At 66.7% G+C, this 17,463-nt stretch carries 17 protein-coding genes; 6 read left to right on the forward strand and 11 right to left on the reverse strand.

What is annotated here, in order from left to right; translation table 11 throughout:
• Positions 1–12: 12 nt before the first annotated feature.
• The 5 genes from rodA to ACZ5BH_RS08660 all read right to left on the reverse strand — a co-directional run bounded on the left by rodA (position 13) and on the right by ACZ5BH_RS08660 (position 5,536).
• The gene (rodA, locus tag ACZ5BH_RS08640; protein ID WP_464888852.1) at positions 13–1,152 is read right to left on the reverse strand and encodes a rod shape-determining protein RodA; all 1,140 of its coding nucleotides are present in this window, start codon (positions 1,150–1,152) and stop codon (positions 13–15) included.
• On the reverse strand, positions 1,149–3,011 hold the full coding sequence (gene mrdA, locus ACZ5BH_RS08645) for a penicillin-binding protein 2 (RefSeq protein ID WP_464888853.1): 1,863 nt from the start codon (positions 3,009–3,011) through the stop codon (positions 1,149–1,151). Before mrdA ends, rodA begins: the two co-directional genes overlap by 4 nt.
• A 4-nt stretch (positions 3,012–3,015) precedes the next feature.
• A complete protein-coding gene (mreD, locus tag ACZ5BH_RS08650) occupies positions 3,016–3,504 on the reverse strand; it encodes a rod shape-determining protein MreD (protein WP_464888854.1) in 489 nt (162 codons plus the stop codon).
• Positions 3,501–4,397 carry a rod shape-determining protein MreC gene (gene mreC, locus ACZ5BH_RS08655; protein WP_464891212.1) on the reverse strand — a complete coding sequence of 299 codons (897 nt, stop codon included), beginning with the start codon at positions 4,395–4,397 and terminating at the stop codon, positions 3,501–3,503. The genes mreD and mreC overlap by 4 nt, the downstream gene beginning before the upstream one ends.
• 92 nt (positions 4,398–4,489) lie before the next feature.
• Positions 4,490–5,536, reverse strand: coding sequence for a rod shape-determining protein (locus tag ACZ5BH_RS08660; RefSeq protein ID WP_464888855.1), 1,047 nt, complete (start codon positions 5,534–5,536; stop codon positions 4,490–4,492).
• A 206-nt stretch (positions 5,537–5,742) separates the two neighbouring features.
• Here ACZ5BH_RS08660 and gatC point away from each other — a divergent pair, with 206 nt between their 5' ends.
• The 5 genes from gatC (at position 5,743) to ACZ5BH_RS08685 (ending at position 10,986) form a co-directional block, all read left to right on the forward strand.
• Entirely contained in the window at positions 5,743–6,030 is a 288-nt protein-coding gene (gene gatC, locus ACZ5BH_RS08665; protein WP_464888856.1) for an Asp-tRNA(Asn)/Glu-tRNA(Gln) amidotransferase subunit GatC, read from the forward strand.
• A 24-nt stretch (positions 6,031–6,054) separates the two neighbouring features.
• A complete protein-coding gene (gatA, locus tag ACZ5BH_RS08670; RefSeq protein ID WP_464888857.1) occupies positions 6,055–7,509 on the forward strand; it encodes an Asp-tRNA(Asn)/Glu-tRNA(Gln) amidotransferase subunit GatA in 1,455 nt (484 codons plus the stop codon).
• A 138-nt stretch (positions 7,510–7,647) separates the two neighbouring features.
• Entirely contained in the window at positions 7,648–9,084 is a 1,437-nt protein-coding gene (gatB, locus tag ACZ5BH_RS08675; RefSeq protein WP_464888858.1) for an Asp-tRNA(Asn)/Glu-tRNA(Gln) amidotransferase subunit GatB, read from the forward strand.
• 169 nt (positions 9,085–9,253) lie between these two features.
• A complete protein-coding gene (gene hslO, locus ACZ5BH_RS08680; protein WP_464888859.1) occupies positions 9,254–10,126 on the forward strand; it encodes an Hsp33 family molecular chaperone HslO in 873 nt (290 codons plus the stop codon).
• Positions 10,127–10,368: 242 nt separating this feature from the next.
• Positions 10,369–10,986, forward strand: a complete 618-nt coding sequence (locus ACZ5BH_RS08685; protein ID WP_464888860.1) for a class I SAM-dependent methyltransferase — start codon at positions 10,369–10,371, stop codon at positions 10,984–10,986.
• A 227-nt stretch (positions 10,987–11,213) separates the two neighbouring features.
• On the opposite strand, the gene ACZ5BH_RS08690 is transcribed toward ACZ5BH_RS08685, so the two are convergent.
• The 4 genes from ACZ5BH_RS08690 to prmC all read right to left on the reverse strand — a co-directional run bounded on the left by ACZ5BH_RS08690 (position 11,214) and on the right by prmC (position 14,339).
• Positions 11,214–11,579, reverse strand: coding sequence for a cupin domain-containing protein (locus ACZ5BH_RS08690; RefSeq protein WP_464888861.1), 366 nt, complete (start codon positions 11,577–11,579; stop codon positions 11,214–11,216).
• Positions 11,580–11,730: 151 nt separating this feature from the next.
• Entirely contained in the window at positions 11,731–12,486 is a 756-nt protein-coding gene (locus ACZ5BH_RS08695) for a HesA/MoeB/ThiF family protein (protein WP_464888862.1), read from the reverse strand.
• Positions 12,487–12,638: 152 nt separating this feature from the next.
• On the reverse strand, positions 12,639–13,049 hold the full coding sequence (locus tag ACZ5BH_RS08700; RefSeq protein WP_464888863.1) for a hypothetical protein: 411 nt from the start codon (positions 13,047–13,049) through the stop codon (positions 12,639–12,641).
• A gap of 441 nt (positions 13,050–13,490) precedes the next feature.
• Positions 13,491–14,339 (reverse strand): peptide chain release factor N(5)-glutamine methyltransferase, encoded by an 849-nt coding sequence (gene prmC / locus ACZ5BH_RS08705; protein ID WP_464888864.1) that lies wholly within the window; start codon positions 14,337–14,339, stop codon positions 13,491–13,493.
• 290 nt (positions 14,340–14,629) lie between these two features.
• On the opposite strand from prmC, the gene ACZ5BH_RS08710 reads away from it, so the two are divergent.
• The gene (locus tag ACZ5BH_RS08710) at positions 14,630–14,992 is read left to right on the forward strand and encodes a hypothetical protein (protein ID WP_464888865.1); all 363 of its coding nucleotides are present in this window, start codon (positions 14,630–14,632) and stop codon (positions 14,990–14,992) included.
• A 96-nt stretch (positions 14,993–15,088) separates the two neighbouring features.
• Here ACZ5BH_RS08710 and prfA read toward each other — a convergent pair whose 3' ends face one another.
• Positions 15,089–16,174 carry a peptide chain release factor 1 gene (gene prfA, locus ACZ5BH_RS08715; protein WP_464888866.1) on the reverse strand — a complete coding sequence of 362 codons (1,086 nt, stop codon included), beginning with the start codon at positions 16,172–16,174 and terminating at the stop codon, positions 15,089–15,091.
• Between the two features lie 16 nt (positions 16,175–16,190).
• Positions 16,191–17,456: a glutamyl-tRNA reductase gene (gene hemA / locus ACZ5BH_RS08720; RefSeq protein WP_464888867.1), complete on the reverse strand. Its 1,266-nt coding sequence runs from the start codon at positions 17,454–17,456 to the stop codon at positions 16,191–16,193.
• Between the last annotated feature and the right edge of the window lie 7 nt (positions 17,457–17,463).

Consider the following 17,463-nt stretch of genomic DNA (forward strand, 5'->3'; position numbering starts at 1 on the left):
CGCGTCCGGGGATCAGGTGGCGATGAGCTTGCGGTGGGTGTGGATGGACATAAGCATACCGAAGGCGGCCATCAAGGTCACGATGGAGGTGCCGCCATAGCTGATCAGCGGCAGCGGCACGCCGACCACCGGCAGCAGGCCGCTGACCATGCCGATGTTCACGAACAGATAGACGAAGAAGGTCAGGGTGAGGCTGCCGGCCAGGAGGCGGCTGTAGGTATCCTGGGCCTGGGCGGCGATGTACAGGCCGCGGCCGATGACGAGCAGATACAGGGTCAGCAGCAGCATGGCGCCCAGGAAGCCGAATTCCTCGGAGAACACGGCGAAGATGAAGTCGGTGGAGCGTTCGGGCAGGAAGTCCAGGTGGGACTGGGTGCCGTTGAGCCAGCCCTTGCCGTAGGCGCCGCCGGAGCCGATGGCGATGGTGGACTGGATGATGTGATACCCGGCGCCCAGGGGATCGTTCTCGGGGTTGAGGAAGGTCAGCACCCGGCGGCGCTGGTAGTCGTGCAGCAGGTAGTGCCAGACCACCGGCGCGGCGGCGGCCAGGGCCAGGAACACCCCCACCACCACCCGCCAGCGCAGGCCGGCGAGCAACAGCACGAACAGCCCGGAGCTGGCGATCAGCAGGGCGGTGCCGAGATCCGGCTGCTTGGCCACCAGCAGGGTGGGAATCAGCAGGATCACGGTGGCCAGCATCAGGCGCCGGCGGGCCGGCGGCAGCCCCGCTTCGGAGAGGGTCCAGGCCACCATCATGGGCACCGCCAGTTTCATGATTTCCGAGGGCTGGAAGCGGAACAGCCCGAGGTCCAGCCAGCGCTGGGCGCCCTTGCCCACCTCGCCGATGATCAGGACCGCGATCAGCATCGCCAGGCCCGCGCCATACAGCCAGGGCGACCAGAAGCGCAGGGTATAGGGATCGAACTGGGCGATGGCCAGCATCACGCCGAAGGCCAGCAGCAGGCGCAGGCCCTGGGCGATGACCTTGTCGGGGTTCTGATCGGCGGCGCTGTAGAGCACGAACAGGCCCAGCCCCGCGAGGATCAGCAGGCTCAGCAGCAGGGGCAGGTCGATGTGCATCTGCCGCAGCAGGCGCCGGCCCATGCCCAGGCGGTTGTCGTCACGGTAGGCGGGCGGATCGAGCAGGCTCATTCGCCTTTCCCCTGGGTCTGCATCCACACGTCGATCACCTTGCGCACGATGGGGGCGGCGGCCGAGCCGCCGTGGCCGCCGTTCTCCACGATCACCGCCACCGCGATGGTGGGTTTCTCCACCGGCGCGAAGGCGATGAACAGGGCGTGGTCGCGCAGCTTGTGGTGCACCTCTTCCTCCTTGTATTCCTCGTCCTGCTTGATGCCGAAGACCTGGGCCGTGCCGGTCTTGCCGGCCAGGGTGTAGGTGAGGCCCCGGGCGATGCCGCGGGCGGTGCCGTGGGGGCCGGTGACCACCTTGCGCATGGCCTCGATCACCGTGTCCCAGTCGCTGCGGCGCACGATGGGCACCGGCGCCTGGGGCAGGGGCGCCACCGTCTCCCGGGCGGTGCTGTCCGGATCCTGGATGGCCATCACCATGCGCGGGGTCATGCGCTGGCCGTAGGTGGCCAGGGTGGCGGTGATGGCGGCCAGTTGCAGGGGCGTGGTGAGCATGAAGCCCTGGCCGATGCCGGCGATCAGGGTTTCGCCCGGATACCACACGGTGCGGTAGGTGCGCCGTTTCCAGCCTGAGGAGGGCAGCAGGCCCGACAGTTCGCCGCGGATGTCGATGCCGGTGCGCTGGCCGAGGCCGAAGCGGGCCAGGTAGTCGTGCATGCGGTCGATACCCAGGCGCATGGCCAGATCGTAGAAGTACACGTCGCAGGATTCGACGATGGCCTTGGTCAGATCGGTCTCGCCGTGGCCGGTCTTCTTCCAGTCCCGGTAGCGGCGCGGATCGTTCTTGAGCATGAACCAGCCGGGACAGCTGAGCGGTTCGCCGGCGCGGATTTCATCCAGCTCCAGGCCGGCCAGGCCGATGAAGGGCTTGATGGTGGAGCCGGGCGGATACTGCCCGCGCAGGGCGCGGTTGAACAGCGGGCGTTCCGGCGAGTCCCGCAGCTGCTTGAAGGTGAGGGTGTCGAGACCGTTGACGAACAGGTTGGGATCGTAGGTGGGCATGCTCACCAGCGCCAGCACCCCGCCGTTGCGGGGATCGATGGCCACCAGCGCGCCGTTGCGATCGCCGAAGGCCTGCTCGGCGACCCGCTGCAGGCGCACGTCCAGGTTCAGGTAGAGGTTGCGGCCCGGTTCGGGCAGGGTGCGTTCCAGCACCTTCAGGGTGCGGCCCTGGGCGTTGGTCTCCACCTGCTGGAAGCCCACGTGGCCGTGCAGCAGTTCCTCGTAGGCCCGTTCGATGCCCACCTTGCCGATGTAGCTGGTGCCCAGATAGTCGGAGGCATCGAGGCGCTGCAGTTCCCGCTCGTTGATCCGGCCCACGTAGCCGATGGCATGGGCGGCCAGCTTGCCCAGCGGATAGTGGCGGGTCAGCTCGGCGCGCACCTGCACGCCCGGCAGGCGGTACTGGTTGACCGCCAGGCGCGCCACTTCGGCGTCGCTGAGGCGGAAGCGCAGGGGCACGCCCTCGAAGCGGCGCTTCTTCTTGCGGTTGCGGTGGAAGCGCAGCACGTCCTCGTCGGTGAGGGCGACCAGCTTCGCCAGGTCGTCGAGGGTCTTCGCCAGGTCGTCGATGTGCTCCGGCACCAGTTCCAGGGTGAAGCTCGGCAGGTTCTGGGCCAGCAGCACGCCGTTGCGATCGTAGATGAGGCCGCGGGTGGGGGGGATGGGCAGCACGTTGACCCGGTTGTTCTCCGACAGGGTGGCATAGTGATCCCGGTGCAGGATCTGCAGCCAGAACAGGCGCGCCACCAGCCCCAGGATCAGCACGCCGATCATCACCATCGCCACCACCAGACGCTGCTGGAAGATGTGGGTTTCGCGGAGATGATCCTTGAGCGCGAGTCCGGCGAGCTGGCCCATGACGTCAGGCGACCTGGTGGCGGCGGCGGAGATGGCGCAGGTAGAGATACACGGCGGGCCAGACCAGACCGCTGGTGATGGCCGGCGCGATCACCGCCCACAGCCCCGGCGACTGGCCGATCAGGCCCTTGATCCAGATCACCACCAGCCCCTGCAGCATCACCAGCACGAACACGCTCAGCCCCTGTTGCCAGAGGGGGAAGACCCGCAGGCGCTGGTGCAGGTGCAGGGTGAGGAAGGCCACCAGGGCCAGGGCCAGGGCGTACTGGCCGAGCAGGGTGTCGCGCAGCACGTCCAGCAGCAGGCCGGTGATCCAGCCGATGGCCACCCCCACCCGCGCCGGCAGGGCCATGGCCCAGTAGATCAGGGCCAGGCTCACCCACTCGGGCCGGTAGATTTCCAGCGCCGCCGGCAGCGGCAGGATGGCCAGGGCGAAGGCGCCGAGGAAGGTCAGCGCGATCACCCCGCCGCCCTGGTGGCGGGCCAGGCTCATGACTTGCCCTCCGGCTCGCCGAAGGCGCAGGGATCGCCCGGGCGCTCGCTCTGCCCCGGCCACACCAGCAGCACTTCGCGGCTGCGGGTCAGGCGGGCGGAGGGGGCCACCACGATGCGCGCGAAGGGCAGGCGCGGATTGATCTCCACGCGCACCACCTTGCCCACCGGATAGCCGGCGGGAAACACGCAGCCGAGGCCCGAGGTGACCAGCAGATCGCCTTCGCGCACGTCGGCGTTGTTGGGCAGGTGCTGCAGCTCCAGCTGATCCTCGGTGCCGCGGCCCACGGCGATGGCGCGCAGGCCGTTGCGGGCTACCTGCACCGGCAGGGCGTGGTTGGGATCGGTGATCAGCATGGCGGTGCTGGACCAGGGGTTGACGTGGACCAGCTTGCCCATCACCCCGTAGGCATCGACCAGGGGCTGGCCGGGATACAGGGTGTCGTCGCGGCTGCCCTTGTTGATGACCACCGCCTTGCGGTAGGGGTCGAGATCCACCGCCAGCAGCTCGGCGATCAGCACCCGGTCGCCCACCCGCTTGGCCGACTGCAGCAGTTCCCGCAACTGGCGGTTCTCGGTTTCGATGAAGGTCAGCTTCTGCAGCTGGCTGCGCAGGGCGGCGTTCTCGCGGCGCAGGGCCTCGTTCTCGGCCTGCAGGCGTTCGCGGCTGGTGAAGCTGTCGCCGGCCCAGTCGAGCATCTGGGCGGGAATGTTAACGGCATACTGCAAGGGATAGACCAGAACCGCCAGACCGCCCCGCACCTGGCGGATGGCGTCGGTGCGCTGGTCGAGGGTCATGAGGGTGATCGACAGGGCGGCCAGCAGCAGCAGGCGGGTGCCGATCGAGGGGCCCTGGACGAACAGCAGTTTAACGGCGAACCTCCGACAATACAGGGACGAGGGGCGAGGGACGAGGGACGAGGAGTGGGAGCGCCCTGTCCCGGTTCATGGGACCGACGGGGGCGGGGTTCGTTCCGGCGAGGCGGTTATTCCACGCTGAACAGGTCGCCGCCGTGTTCATCGATCATCTCCAGGGCGCGGCCGCCGCCGCGGGCTACGCAGGTCAGGGGATCCTCGGCGATCAGCACCGGCAGGCCGGTCTCCTCCATCAGCAGGCGGTCCAGATCGTTGAGCAGGGCGCCGCCGCCGGTGAGCACCATGCCGCGCTCGGCGATGTCGGCGGCCAGTTCCGGCGGGGTCTGCTCCAGGGCGGTCTTTACCGCGCTGACGATGCCCGACAGGGGTTCCTGCAGGGCTTCGAGGATCTCGTTGCTGTTGAGGGTGAAGCTGCGGGGCACGCCCTCGGCCAGGTTGCGGCCGCGCACTTCCAGCTCGCGCACCTCGTTGCCGGGGTAGGCAGTGCCGATCTCGTGCTTGATGCGTTCGGCGGTGGATTCGCCGATCAGGCTGCCGTAATTGCGGCGCACGTAGTTGATGATGGCCTCGTCGAAGCGGTCGCCGCCGATTCGCACCGAGGCGGAATAGACGATGCCCGACAGGGAGATCACCGCCACCTCGGTGGTGCCGCCGCCGATGTCGAGCACCATGGAGCCGGAGGCCTCGGCGATGGGCATGCCGGCGCCGATGGCCGCGGCCATCGGCTCCTCGATGAGATACACGTCGCGGGCGCCGGCGCCGGCGGCCGATTCGCGGATCGCCCGGCGCTCCACCTGGGTGGAGCCGCAGGGCACGCAGATCAGCACCCGCGGGCTGGGGCGGAAGAAGCGCGCCTCGTGCACCTTGCGGATGAAGTGCTGGAGCATCTTCTCGGTCACGGTGAAGTCGGCGATCACGCCGTCCTTCATGGGCCGGATGGCGACGATGTTGCCCGGGGTGCGGCCGAGCATGCGCTTGGCCTCCATGCCCACCGCGGCGATGCTCTTGGGCCCGCCGGGGCCCCGCTCCTGGCGGATGGCCACCACCGAGGGCTCGTTGAGGACGATGCCCTTGCCGCGGACGTAAATCAGGGTGTTGGCGGTGCCGAGATCGATGGAAATGTCGTTGGAGAACAGTCCCCGCAAACTTGAAAGCATAGGTTTGTCGTCTTGTGGTGAATGGGCCGATGGTCGGGGGGGGCGGCGTGTCGCCGGTGCCGCCGTGCGTGCGTGGCGCCCGCGGGCGCGCCGTGCCGGACCTGAAGCGCCGGTCAAACTCCCACTGTAATAAAAGAGTGGGGCTTTGGGCAAGCTGTCAACTGTGATAACGTACCCAATTTTCCAACCCGGAGCGCAGAAATCCGATGTCGCTGGACAAGCACGAGGTCGAACGCATCGCCCACCTCGCCCGCCTGGAGATCGATCCGGCCGCGGTGCCCGAGTATGCCAGAAATCTGTCCAACATTCTGGACCTGGTCGATCGGCTCGACGCGGCCGACACCGAGGGGGTCGAACCCATGGCCCACCCGCTCGAGGCCCGGCAGCGGCTGCGCGAGGACGTGGTCACCGAAACCGACCAGCGCGAGCGTTTCCAGGCCATCGCCCCCCAGGTGGAGGACGGTCTCTATCTGGTGCCCCGGGTCATCGAATAGGCCCGCAGCCGGAACTCCCGAATCATGCATGACAAGACCCTGACCGAACTGGCGGCCGGCCTGCGCGCCGGCGACTTCTCCAGCGAGGAGCTGACCCGCGCCTGCCTGGAGCGCATCGCCGCCCATGACGGCGAGCTCAACAGCTTCATCACCGTGGACGAGGAGCGGGCACTGGAACAGGCCCGGGCCGCCGACCGCAGGCTGGCTGCCGGCGAGGCCGGCCCGCTTACCGGCATTCCGGTGGCGCAGAAGGACATCTTCTGCACCGACGGCGTGCTCACCACCTGCGCCTCGCGCATGCTGGAGAACTTCGTGGCGCCCTACAGCGCCACGGTGGTGGAGAAGTTCGATGCCGCCGGCGCGGTGATGATCGGCAAGACCAACATGGACGAGTTCGCCATGGGCTCGTCCAACGAAACCAGTTACTACGGTCCGGTGCGCAATCCCTGGAACCCCGACACGGTGCCGGGCGGCTCTTCCGGCGGTTCGGCCGCGGCAGTGGCCGCGCGCCTGGTGCCGGCGGCCACCGGCACCGACACCGGCGGGTCGATCCGCCAGCCGGCGGCCCTGTGCGGCGTCACCGGCCTCAAGCCCACCTACGGGCGGGTCTCCCGCTGGGGCATGATCGCCTTCGCCTCGAGTCTCGATCAGGGCGGCCCCATCGCCCGCAGCGCCGAGGATGCCGCCCTGCTGCTGGGCGTGATGGCCGGCTTCGACGAACGGGACTCCACCTCCATCGACCAGCCGGTGCCCGACTACACCGCCCGCCTCGGCGACGATCTGCGCGGCCTGAAGATCGGCCTGCCGAAGGAATACTTCGGCGAAGGGCTGGAGGCGGGCGTGGCCCGGGCGGTGGAGGCGGCGCTCGACGAATACCGCCGGCTCGGCGCCGAGGTGGTCGAGATCAGCCTGCCCAACACCCACCTGGCGGTGCCGGCCTACTACGTGGTGGCGCCCGCCGAATGTTCCTCCAACCTGTCGCGCTTCGACGGCGTGCGGTTCGGCCATCGCTGCGAGAACCCCGAGGATCTCGAGGATCTCTACAAGCGCTCCCGGGGCGAGGGCTTCGGCGACGAGGTCAAGCGGCGCATCATGATCGGCACCTATGCCCTGTCGGCCGGCTATTACGACGCCTACTATCTCAAGGCCCAGAAGGTACGGCGCCTGATCCGCGACGACTTTGTCCGGGCCTTCGAACAGGTGGACGTGATCATGGGGCCCACCACCCCTTCGCCGGCCTTCCGCCTCGGCGAGAAGACCGACGACCCCATCACCATGTACCTGTCCGACATCTACACCATCGCCGTCAACCTGGCCGGCCTGCCGGGCATGTCCATCCCCGCCGGCTTCGTCGACGGCCTGCCGGTGGGACTGCAGATCATCGGCAACGACTTCGAGGAAGCCCGCCTGCTCAACGTGGCGCACCAATACCAGCAGGTGACCGATTTCCACTGGCAGGGGCCGGCGCCCTATGTGTAGCGAGGGACGAGGGACGAGTGGCGAGGAGGCTTGCGTGGAGGTGATGCGCACAGGGAACATGTTGATCAGCAAAACGAGTCGTAAACCGTGGATGGAGGGAGCGCCTCGTCCCTCGTCCCTCGCAACTGGAAACTGATTATGGAGTGGGAAACCGTTATCGGGCTGGAGATCCATACCCAGCTCGCCACCAAGTCCAAGATCTTCTCCGGCGCCGCCACCGCCTATGGGGCGGCGCCCAATACCCAGGCCTGCGCGGTGGATCTGGGCCTGCCCGGCGTGCTGCCGGTGCTCAACAAGGCGGTGGTGGAGATGGCCATCCGTTTCGGGCTGGCCATCGAGGCGCAGATCGCCCCCCTGTCGGTGTTCGCGCGCAAGAACTACTTCTACCCGGATCTGCCCAAGGGCTACCAGATCAGCCAGTACGAGCTGCCCATCGTCGGGCTTGGCCGGATCACCATCGAGCTGGAGGACGGTAGCAGCAAGGTCATCGGCATCACCCGCGCGCACCTCGAGGAGGATGCCGGCAAGTCGCTGCACGAGGACTACCACGGCATGACCGGCATCGATCTCAACCGCGCCGGCACGCCGCTGCTGGAGATCGTCTCCGAGCCGGATCTGCGCTCGCCGGCCGAGGCGGTGGCCTACATGAAGAAGATCCACGCCCTGGTGCGCTATCTCGAGATCTCCGACGGCAACATGCAGGAAGGCTCCTTCCGCTGCGATGCCAACGTCTCGGTGCGGCCGAAGGGTTCCCACGAGTTCGGCACCCGCACCGAGCTGAAGAACATCAATTCCTTCCGCTTCGTGGAGAAGGCCATCGAATACGAGGTGGAACGCCAGATCGAGATCCTCGAGTCGGGCGGCGCCGTGGTCCAGGAGACCCGCCTGTTCGACCCGGACAAGGGCGAGACCCGGCCCATGCGTTCCAAGGAAGAAGCGATGGACTACCGCTACTTCCCCGATCCGGATCTGCTGCCGGTGGAGATCACCCCGGCGATGATCGACAGGGTCCGGGCGGAAATGCCGGAGTTGCCCGACGCCAAGCGCCGGCGCTTCATGGCCGACCATGGCCTGTCCGAATACGATGCCGGCATCCTCACCGCCTCGCGTGAGCTGGCCGACTACTTCGAGGCCGTGGCCCAGGTGGCCGGCGATGCCAAGCTGGCGGCCAACTGGGTGATGGGTGAACTCACCGGCTATCTCAACCGCGAGAATCTCGAGATCGACCAGGCGAAGGTGAGTGCCGAACGGCTCGGCGGCCTGCTCAAGCGGATCCTCGACAACACCATCTCGGGCAAGATCGCCAAGGAAGTGTTCGAGGCCATGTGGGCGGGGGAAGGCGATGCCGACGAGATCATCGAGCGCCGCGGCCTCAAGCAGATCACCGACACCTCGGCCCTCGAGGCCATGGTGGACGAGGTGATCGCCGCCAACCCCAAACAGGTGGAACAGTTCCGCGCCGGCAAGGAAAAGGTGCTGGGCTTCTTCGTCGGCCAGATCATGAAAGCCACCCAGGGCAAGGCCAACCCCGCCCAGGTCAACGAACTGTTGCGCAGGAAGTTGAAAGGCGAATAGGTTTCAACGCAAAGGCGCGAAGGCGCAAAGCGCGCGAAGACTTTTGCGGTGGGAGCGGCGTCTTCGCCGTGATGAAAGAAACCACGAAATACCCATCCAACCCATCGAAGCCGGACACCAAACGCCGTTCCTCGCCACTCGCCCCTCGTCCCTCGCCACTGATTGAATGATGAACGATCTCCTCCAACGCTTCCTCTTCGAGCACGCCGACATCCGCGGCGATCTCGTGCACCTGGACGCCACCTGGCAGGCGGTGCTGGCGAAGCACGACTACGCCCCGCCGGTGCGCGCGCTGCTGGGGCAGGCCATGGCCGCGGCCCTGCTGCTGTCGGCCACGCTGAAGAAGCAGGGCCGGCTGACCATCCAGATCCAGGGCGAGGGGCCGGTCTCCTTCCTGGTGGTGGAATGCACGGCCGAACGGACCCTGCGCGGCCTGGCCCATGCCGATGACGATGTCACCACTACCGATTTGCGCGAGCTGGTGGGCCGGGGCCGCCTGGCCATCACCCTGGAGCCGGAGGCCGACGGCGAACGCTACCAGAGCATCGTGGAACTGACCGGCGCCAGCCTGGCCGAGGCCATCGAGAACTATCTGGATCGGTCCGAGCAGCTCGACACCCGCCTGTGGCTGGCCGTGGACGGTGCCCGTGCCGCCGGGCTGCTGATCCAGAAGCTGCCCGAATCGGGGCGCGCCGGCGACACGGATGCCTGGAACCGGATCGGCCAGCTCTCCGGCACGATTTCCGCGCAGGAACTGCTGGCGCTGCCGGCCCGCGAGATCATCCATCGCCTCTATCACGAGGAAGACGTGCGGGTATTCGAGCCGGAGCCGGTCTGTTTCCGCTGCAACTGCAGCCGCGAACGGGTGGCCGACATGCTGCGCACCCTCGGTCACGAGGAAGTGCGTGCCATTGTCGCCGACGAGGGCAGCGTGCAGGTGACCTGCGAGTTCTGTCATCACAAGTACGAGTTCGATGCGGTGGACAGCGAACAACTGTTCGCCGCCGATTTCCAGCCCGCGGCGCCGCGAACCCGTCAGTAAAGGCGCTCCTGATTTGTAGGAGCGGCGCAAGCCGCGACATGCGGGTAGCGAGTAGCGGTTGGCTGGAATGCCGGTGCACGCCTTCCCCGGCTACCTGTCACGACGCCCGACGGCGAGTCCGAAGGACCGGAATCCGGGCGTCTCCCGCCCTGCACCGGCGGGTCGGCTTCCGGCCGGGATTGATCCGGATCAACATCTGTTTCGGGCCGCTTGTTCAAACTGCCACAAACAGGAGGCGCGGCATGCACGACGAACGCAAGGCACACTGGGAGAAGGTCTACCGGGAGAAGGCCGAGGACGAGGTGAGCTGGTTCATCGCCGATCCCGAAACCTCTCTCAGCCTGGTGGAGAGCACCGGCCTTTCCCGGGCCGATCCGATCATCGACGTGGGCGGCGGTGCCTCCCATCTGGTGGACCACCTGCTGGCCCGCGGCTACTCGGATCTGACCGTGCTCGACATTTCTCCCACGGCCCTGGAAACCGCCCGGCGGCGGCTCGGCGCCGATGCGGACAAGGTTCGGTGGCTGGAAGCCGACGTCTGCGCGCTGGAAGGCGATGGCCGCTGGCGGCTGTGGCACGACCGGGCCGTGTTCCATTTTCTGGTGAAGGCCGAAGACCGCCGCGCCTATCTCGACAGCCTCGCCCGTCACCTCGACCCGGATGGCCACGTGATCGTGGCCACCTTCTCCTTCGAAGGTCCCAGCGAATGCTCCGGCCTGCCCGTGGAACAGTACGACGCCGACAAGCTCCTCGCCACCTTCGGCCCCGCCTTCGAACTGCTCAACCTGCTCGAGGAGATCCACGTCTCCCCGGCCGGGAAGGAACAGGCGTTCAACTATTTCCACCTGCGGCGGCAGTAAAAGATTTCAACGCAAAGGCGTGAAGCTGTTGGTGGTGTAGGAGCGGCGCAAGCCGCGATAAATCAGGGCCGAGGGACGAGTGGCGAGGCACGAGGTCATCGAAGCCAAGCCGCCATGTTTTTCCTCGGCCCTCGTGCCTCGCCCCTCGGTCCTGCACGGTTCGCGGCTTGCGCCGCTCCTACACCGAAAACAACAATCTTCGCGTCTTTGCGTTGGATTTTTTTCGATTATTCGAGCGCCTCGTACGCCTCCGGCACGAACCGCGGGCTGCAGATGGCGTAGAACACCAGATCCGTCTCCCCGGTGTTGGTGATCCGCTGGCGCGTGCCGGCCGGGATGCGGACCACGTCGCCTGGATTCACCTCGATGGGCGGCAGGTCGCCGATCTCCGCACGTCCGGTTCCGGCGACGATCAGGTAGCGTTCGTCGATGCCCTCCAGCCGGTGCCAGGCAGTGGTCACGCCCGGTGCCACCCGTGCACGGGCGATGGAAACATCCGGATCCGACGGATCATTCGCCACTTCGAGGATGTGGCAGCGTTCGGGCGTGGCGTATTCCAGGGCAGCGGTGGCTTTGCGGATTTCCGGGATCATCGGCTTCGTTTCAGGTTCGGTGGAAGGAACACGGAGAGCACGGAGGACACGGAGGGTTTGATGTGATTTGGACCGACCTGGAAATCCGTTTTTCGTGAATCCTCTCGGAAAAGACAATCTCCGTGTTCTCCGTGCCTCCGTGACCTCCGTGTTATTTGCAGTCAACATTGTGCGACTGGCACGCACACGCCGGGTCCGGTTTCAGCTTCACCGTCCGCCATTCCATGTGCAGCGCGTCGAGCAGGAGCAGGCGGCCGTGCAGGGTGTCGCCGATGCCGGTGAGCAGCTTGATGGCCTCGGTGGCCTGAATGCTGCCGATGATGCCGACCACCGGGGCCAGTACGCCGTTGGTGCTGCAGGCGGTATCCAGTTCCCCTTCGTCGGTGTAGAGGCAGCGGTAGCAGGGGCCGGTGCCGTCGTTGCGGAACACGCTCACCTGGCCCTCCATGCGAATCGCCGCGCCGGAGACCAGCGGCACGCCCTCGGCCACGCAGGCATCGTTGACGGCGAAGCGGGTGGCGAAGTTGTCGGAGCCGTCGAGTACCACGTCGGCGCGGCGCACCTGTTCGCGCAGCGCCTCGCCTTCAAGACGGCGATCGATCAGGGTCAGCTTCACGTCGGGATTGAGCCGGCGCAGGCTGTCTGCGGCGGAGGCGGTCTTGGGCCGGCCGATGTCGGGCGTGCCGTGCAGGATCTGCCGTTGCAGGTTGGACAGATCCACCGTGTCGTCGTCCACCAGGATCAGATGCCCCACTCCCGCCGCCGCCAGATACATGGCCGCCGGCGAACCCAGCCCGCCGAGTCCAATCAGCAACGCCGTGGCGGCCAGCAGGCGTTCCTGCCCGGTCACGTCGATCTGCGGCAGCATGATCTGCCGCGAATAGCGCAGGAGTTGGTCGTCATGCATTCGAGGGCCGAGGGACGAGTGGCGAGGGACGAGGTTGGCGCAAGCGCGGATGACCCAAGTATATCAGACGGCTAGCTTGGGCTTGAACAAGCGGTGTCGGATGACGAACGCCGAATGCCGTTCCTCGTCCCTCGCCCCTCGTCCCTTGGCCCTTACAAGTAGTGGCGCCAGTGCTTCGGCCGCGGGTCACGGCAGCCGTGGGGGCGTTGGCGCCAGGCGTGGATGAAGACGTCGCGGGTGGTCTTGCACTGGCCGTCGGGGCAGCCGAGGTTGGCCAGTTCGGTGTCTTCGCTGTAGATCCACAGGGCGCGGCGGAGTTTGCACATCAGGCTGTTGTCGAGGTGGTAGCCCTTGTCGTGCAGCAGGGATTCGAGGTGGCGGTAGGTGAGCAGCGGCAGATGGTAGCCCACCAGCAGGCGAGTGGGGCCGAGCACGTCGAGGCGGTGGATGCCGGGCAGATCGCCCAGATCCAGCAGGGCCTGCTGGGCGGGGGCGCTCGCGTCCTGCAGGGGGTGGAAAACGAATTCCCGAATCTTGGGAAGGGTGCGTGTGGGCGTTTCCATGCCGTCGATCCTAGCCCGGATATTGCACCATGTCGAGGGCGGGCGGTTACTCGGGCTATTGAAGAGCAATGGCATATTGAGGATTATCGACTTGTTTTGGCAAACACGTTTTGTTCCTGCCCGCCCTCTGCGCCGGCCCTTGCGGCTTTTCGCTCGCGCTCGCTTGCGCTTCACGAAAGCCGTAGCGTTGGCTACGCCTTTCGCTCCAGCGCGGCGCGAGCGCGGCTGCAAAGACCGCAATCATCCGGCGCCCATGGTGCAATATCCGGGCTAGACAGCGACACGGGCAGGTCAAGCAGTATCAGCAAATCCGAATATGCCGGAAATGCGGTTTTTGGCTGGCAATCATCGTTACAGGCACGCAGCCCTTCCGGCCATGAAGGCAACCCCGGGTTGGGTATCCAGCCACAAAATGACGCATATTCCGGAACAGATATCTGGTCACGGGCCGGGGCGGCGGCCGATGGCCAGGCGGGGATGGCCGGCCAGATCCCGTTCATCCCGGATCTCGGTGTAGCCGTGGCCGGCCAGCAGGCGGGTCACCGCCTCGCCCTGATCCCAGCCGTGTTCCAGCAGCAGCCAGCCACCGGGGGCGAGGCGGGATGGCGCGGCCGCGATCAGGTGGCGAAGGTCATCGAGGCCGTCCGCCCCGGCGGCCAGGGCTTCGCGGGGCTCGAAACGCACGCCCCGCGCCTCGAGGTGGGGGGCCGCGTCGGGCACGTAGGGCGGGTTGGAGACGAGCATGGCCCAGGCGATGCCTTCGGGCAGGGCCTCGAACCAGCTCCCCTGATGGAAACGGACGTTGCCAATTCCCAGGGCGTCGGCATTGCGCCGGGCCACCGCCAGGGCAGCGGCCGAGCAATCGGTGGCGTGCACGGTGCAGGCGGGCCGCTCGCTGGCGATGGCCAGGGCGATGGCGCCGCTGCCGGTGCCCAGATCGGCGATGGGCCAGGCGGCATCCGCGGGGATCCGGGCCAGGGCCTGTTCCACCAGCAGTTCGGTTTCCGGGCGCGGGATCAGGGTGTCGGGTGTCACTTCCAGTTCGAAGGTCCAGAACCCGCGGCGGCCGAGCAGGTAGGCCACCGGCTCGCCGGCCAGCCGGCGTTCCAGCAGTCGGTCGAAGGCTGCCCGCTGTTGCGCCGTCAGTTCCTGCTCCGGCCAGGTGCGCAGGCGGGTTCGGTCTGTCTCGAGGACCTGCGTGAGCAGTAGCTCGGCATCCAGTCGCGGACTGTCGCTGTGCTCCCGAAGGCGTTCGCTGGCCGTTTGCAGGGCGGTTTCGATGGTGGTCATGGGCTAGAATGTCGTTTGGCTTTAACAGGCTGTTCCGAAATATCGGTCAATTCAGCGGTTATTAATCGTCTCATAATTGTTTTGACCAAAATTTACAGGTCCTATCCCGTAGGAGCGGCGCAAGCCGCGAAGGGATACGTTTTCGCGGCTTGCGCCGCTCCTACATTGAACCATTCGTGTCAAAACTGTTTTGAGACGATTAGTATGTGCACTCTCCCGCTCCGGACTCCGAGGCACTGTTTACAGTGTGGTCTGGATTTCGGCACAGCTATAAGAGAGGAAACGCCCGTATGGCTCAGGACAACGCCGGTCTGAAAAAATTCGTGGCCATCAGCTTCAGCGCCCTGTTGCTGGTGCAGCTGCTGCAGGTGGCCGGCATCCAGCACTACACGCCGGTGATGCGCCAGTTCTGGGACTGGTACGACGTGAACCTGCCATCCCTGCTGCTGTTTCATTATCACCAGTACCACCTCTACTGGCTGCTGCCGCTGGTGACAGTGCTCGTCGGCTTCGACGTGCTGCGCCGGGAGACCGTGTCCATCCGCTACGCCAGCATCGCCTTCGGCGTCCTCGCCGCGCTCACCCTGGTGGTCCAGTTCGTCATGATCCGGCCGCTGTTCGAGCCGATCGAGATGATGATCATCAACCGCTGAGCGCGCTGCGCTCAGCGGAGGGCCTAGGGACGAGGGCCGAGTGGCGAGGATCCCTTCGTTCGCGAGCGAAGCCGTATCCTCGTCCCTCGTCCCTGCTCAGGCGGCGCCCAGTTCCGCGAGCTGGTCGGCCTGGTATTCGGCGATCAGGGGATCGATGATCTCGTCCAGGTTGCCCTCGAGGATTTCGTCGAGCTTGTAGAGGGTGAGGTTGATGCGGTGATCGGTGACCCGTCCCTGGGGGAAGTTGTAGGTGCGGATCCGTTCGGAGCGATCGCCGGAGCCCACCAGCAGCTTGCGGGTGGCGGCCTGTTCGGCCTGTTGCTTCTCCTGTTCCTGCTGCAGCAGGCGGGCCTGGAGCAGGGCCATGGCGCGGGCCCGGTTCTTGTGCTGGGAGCGTTCGTCCTGGCATTCCACCACGATGCCGGTGGGCAGGTGGGTGATCCGGATCGCCGAATCGGTCTTGTTCACGTGCTGGCCGCCGGCGCCGGAGGCGCGGAAGGTGTCCACCTTCAGATCGGCGGGATTGATGTCGATGGCCTCCACCTCGTCCACTTCGGGCATCACCGCCACGGTGCAGGCGGAGGTGTGGATGCGCCCCTGGGATTCGGTCTCCGGCACCCGCTGCACCCGGTGGCCGCCGGACTCGAACTTGAGTCGGGAATAGGCGCCCTGGCCCTCGATGCGCACGATGATCTCCTTGTAGCCGCCGTGCTCGCCGGGATGTTCGCTCACCACCTCCAGCTTCCAGCGCCGGCGTTCGGCGTAGCGGGCATACATGCGGAACAGATCGCCGGCGAACAGGGCGGCCTCGTCGCCGCCGGTGCCGGCGCGGATCTCCAGGTAGATGTTGCGCTCGTCGTTGGGATCCTTCGGCAGCATGAGGATCTGCAGTTCCTGCTCCAGCCGCGCCCGCTTCGCGCCCGCCTCCTCCAGCTCCTGGCGGGCCAGCTCGCGCAGCTCGGCGTCGTCTTCTTCCAGCATCTGCCGCGCGCTCTCGAGATCCGCCTCCACCTGCCGGTATTCGCGGAAGGTCTCCACCACCGGCCCGAGCTGGGCGTGTTCCCGTGACAGGGCGCGGAAGCGCTGCTGATCGGCGATCACCTCCGGATCGGCCAGCAGGGCGTTGATTTCCTCCAGGCGCTCGGCAAGCGACGCCAGCTTGGTGCGGATCGAGTCTTTCATGCAATGGAAAAGGCGTTCAGCCTTCGGAATCCCTGGGGCACAACAGCACACGGGCGTGGTCGAGCAGATCCTTGCGGCCCTCGAAGGCGGCACGGTTCATCTGCACCGTGGGCTGATGGATGAGCTTGTTGGTCAGGCTGCGGGCCAGTTCGTCGAGCACCGCCTGCGGATCCTTGCCGGCAGCGAGCTGACGGCGGGCCACGGCGAGCGTTTCGTCGCGCAGCCGGGCGGCCTGTTCGCGGAAGTGGCGGATGGTGTCCACCGCCTGCAGGGAGCGCAGCCAGCCCATGTACTGCTCGACCTGGGTGTCGATGATCTCCTCGGCCTGTTCGGCGGCCTGGGCGCGGGAACGCTGACCTTCCTCGATCACGGCCTGCAGATCGTCGACGGTGTAGAGATACACGTCGGACAGCTCACCCACTTCCGGCTCGATGTCGCGGGGCACGGCGATATCGACCATGAAGATGGGGCGGTGCTTGCGCCGTTTCAAGGCCCGCTCCACGGCGCCCTTGCCCAGAATCGGCAACTGGCTGGCGGTGGAGGCCACCACGATGTCGGCATCCACCAGCCGCTCGGGCATGTCGGCCAGGGCGATGGCCTCGGCGCCAGCGAACTGGTCGGCCAGCACGCGGGCCCGTTCCACGGTGCGGTTGGCGATGATCAGCTTGCGGGTGCCCTGTTCGTGCAGATGGCGGGCCACCAGCTCGATGGTCTCGCCGGCGCCGATCAGCAGGGCGTCGTGGCGGCCCAGATCGGAGAAGATCTGCTTGGCCAGGCTGACGGCCGCGAAGGCCACCGACACGGGACTGGCGCCGATGGCGGTGTCGGTGCGCACCTGCTTGGCCACCGCGAAGGTGTGCTGGAACAGGCGGTTGAGCTGCTGGCCGAGGGTGCCGGCCTGGCTGGCGGCGTGGTAGGCGTCCTTGATCTGGCCGAGGATCTGCGGCTCGCCCAGCACCAGGGAGTCGAGGCCGGAGGCCACGCGCAGGATGTGCTGCACGGCGGCATTGTCCAGATGGGCATAGACGTAGGGCTCGAGTTCCTCGGCCGACAGGTCGTGATACTGGCGGAACCACTCCAGCACGCTGCCGTAGTCGGCCTCGGCCAGGCCGCAGTACAGTTCGGTGCGGTTGCAGGTGGAGACGATGGCCGCCTCGTTGACCGCGGTGCGCGAGAGCAGATCCTGGAGAGCCGCTTCGAGCTTGTCGGGGGCGAAGGCGACCTTCTCCCGGATGGCCACGGGCGCGGTCTTGTGGTTGATGCCAAACGCAAGTAGGGTCACGGACAGC

The organism is Thioprofundum lithotrophicum, from assembly GCF_055387065.1.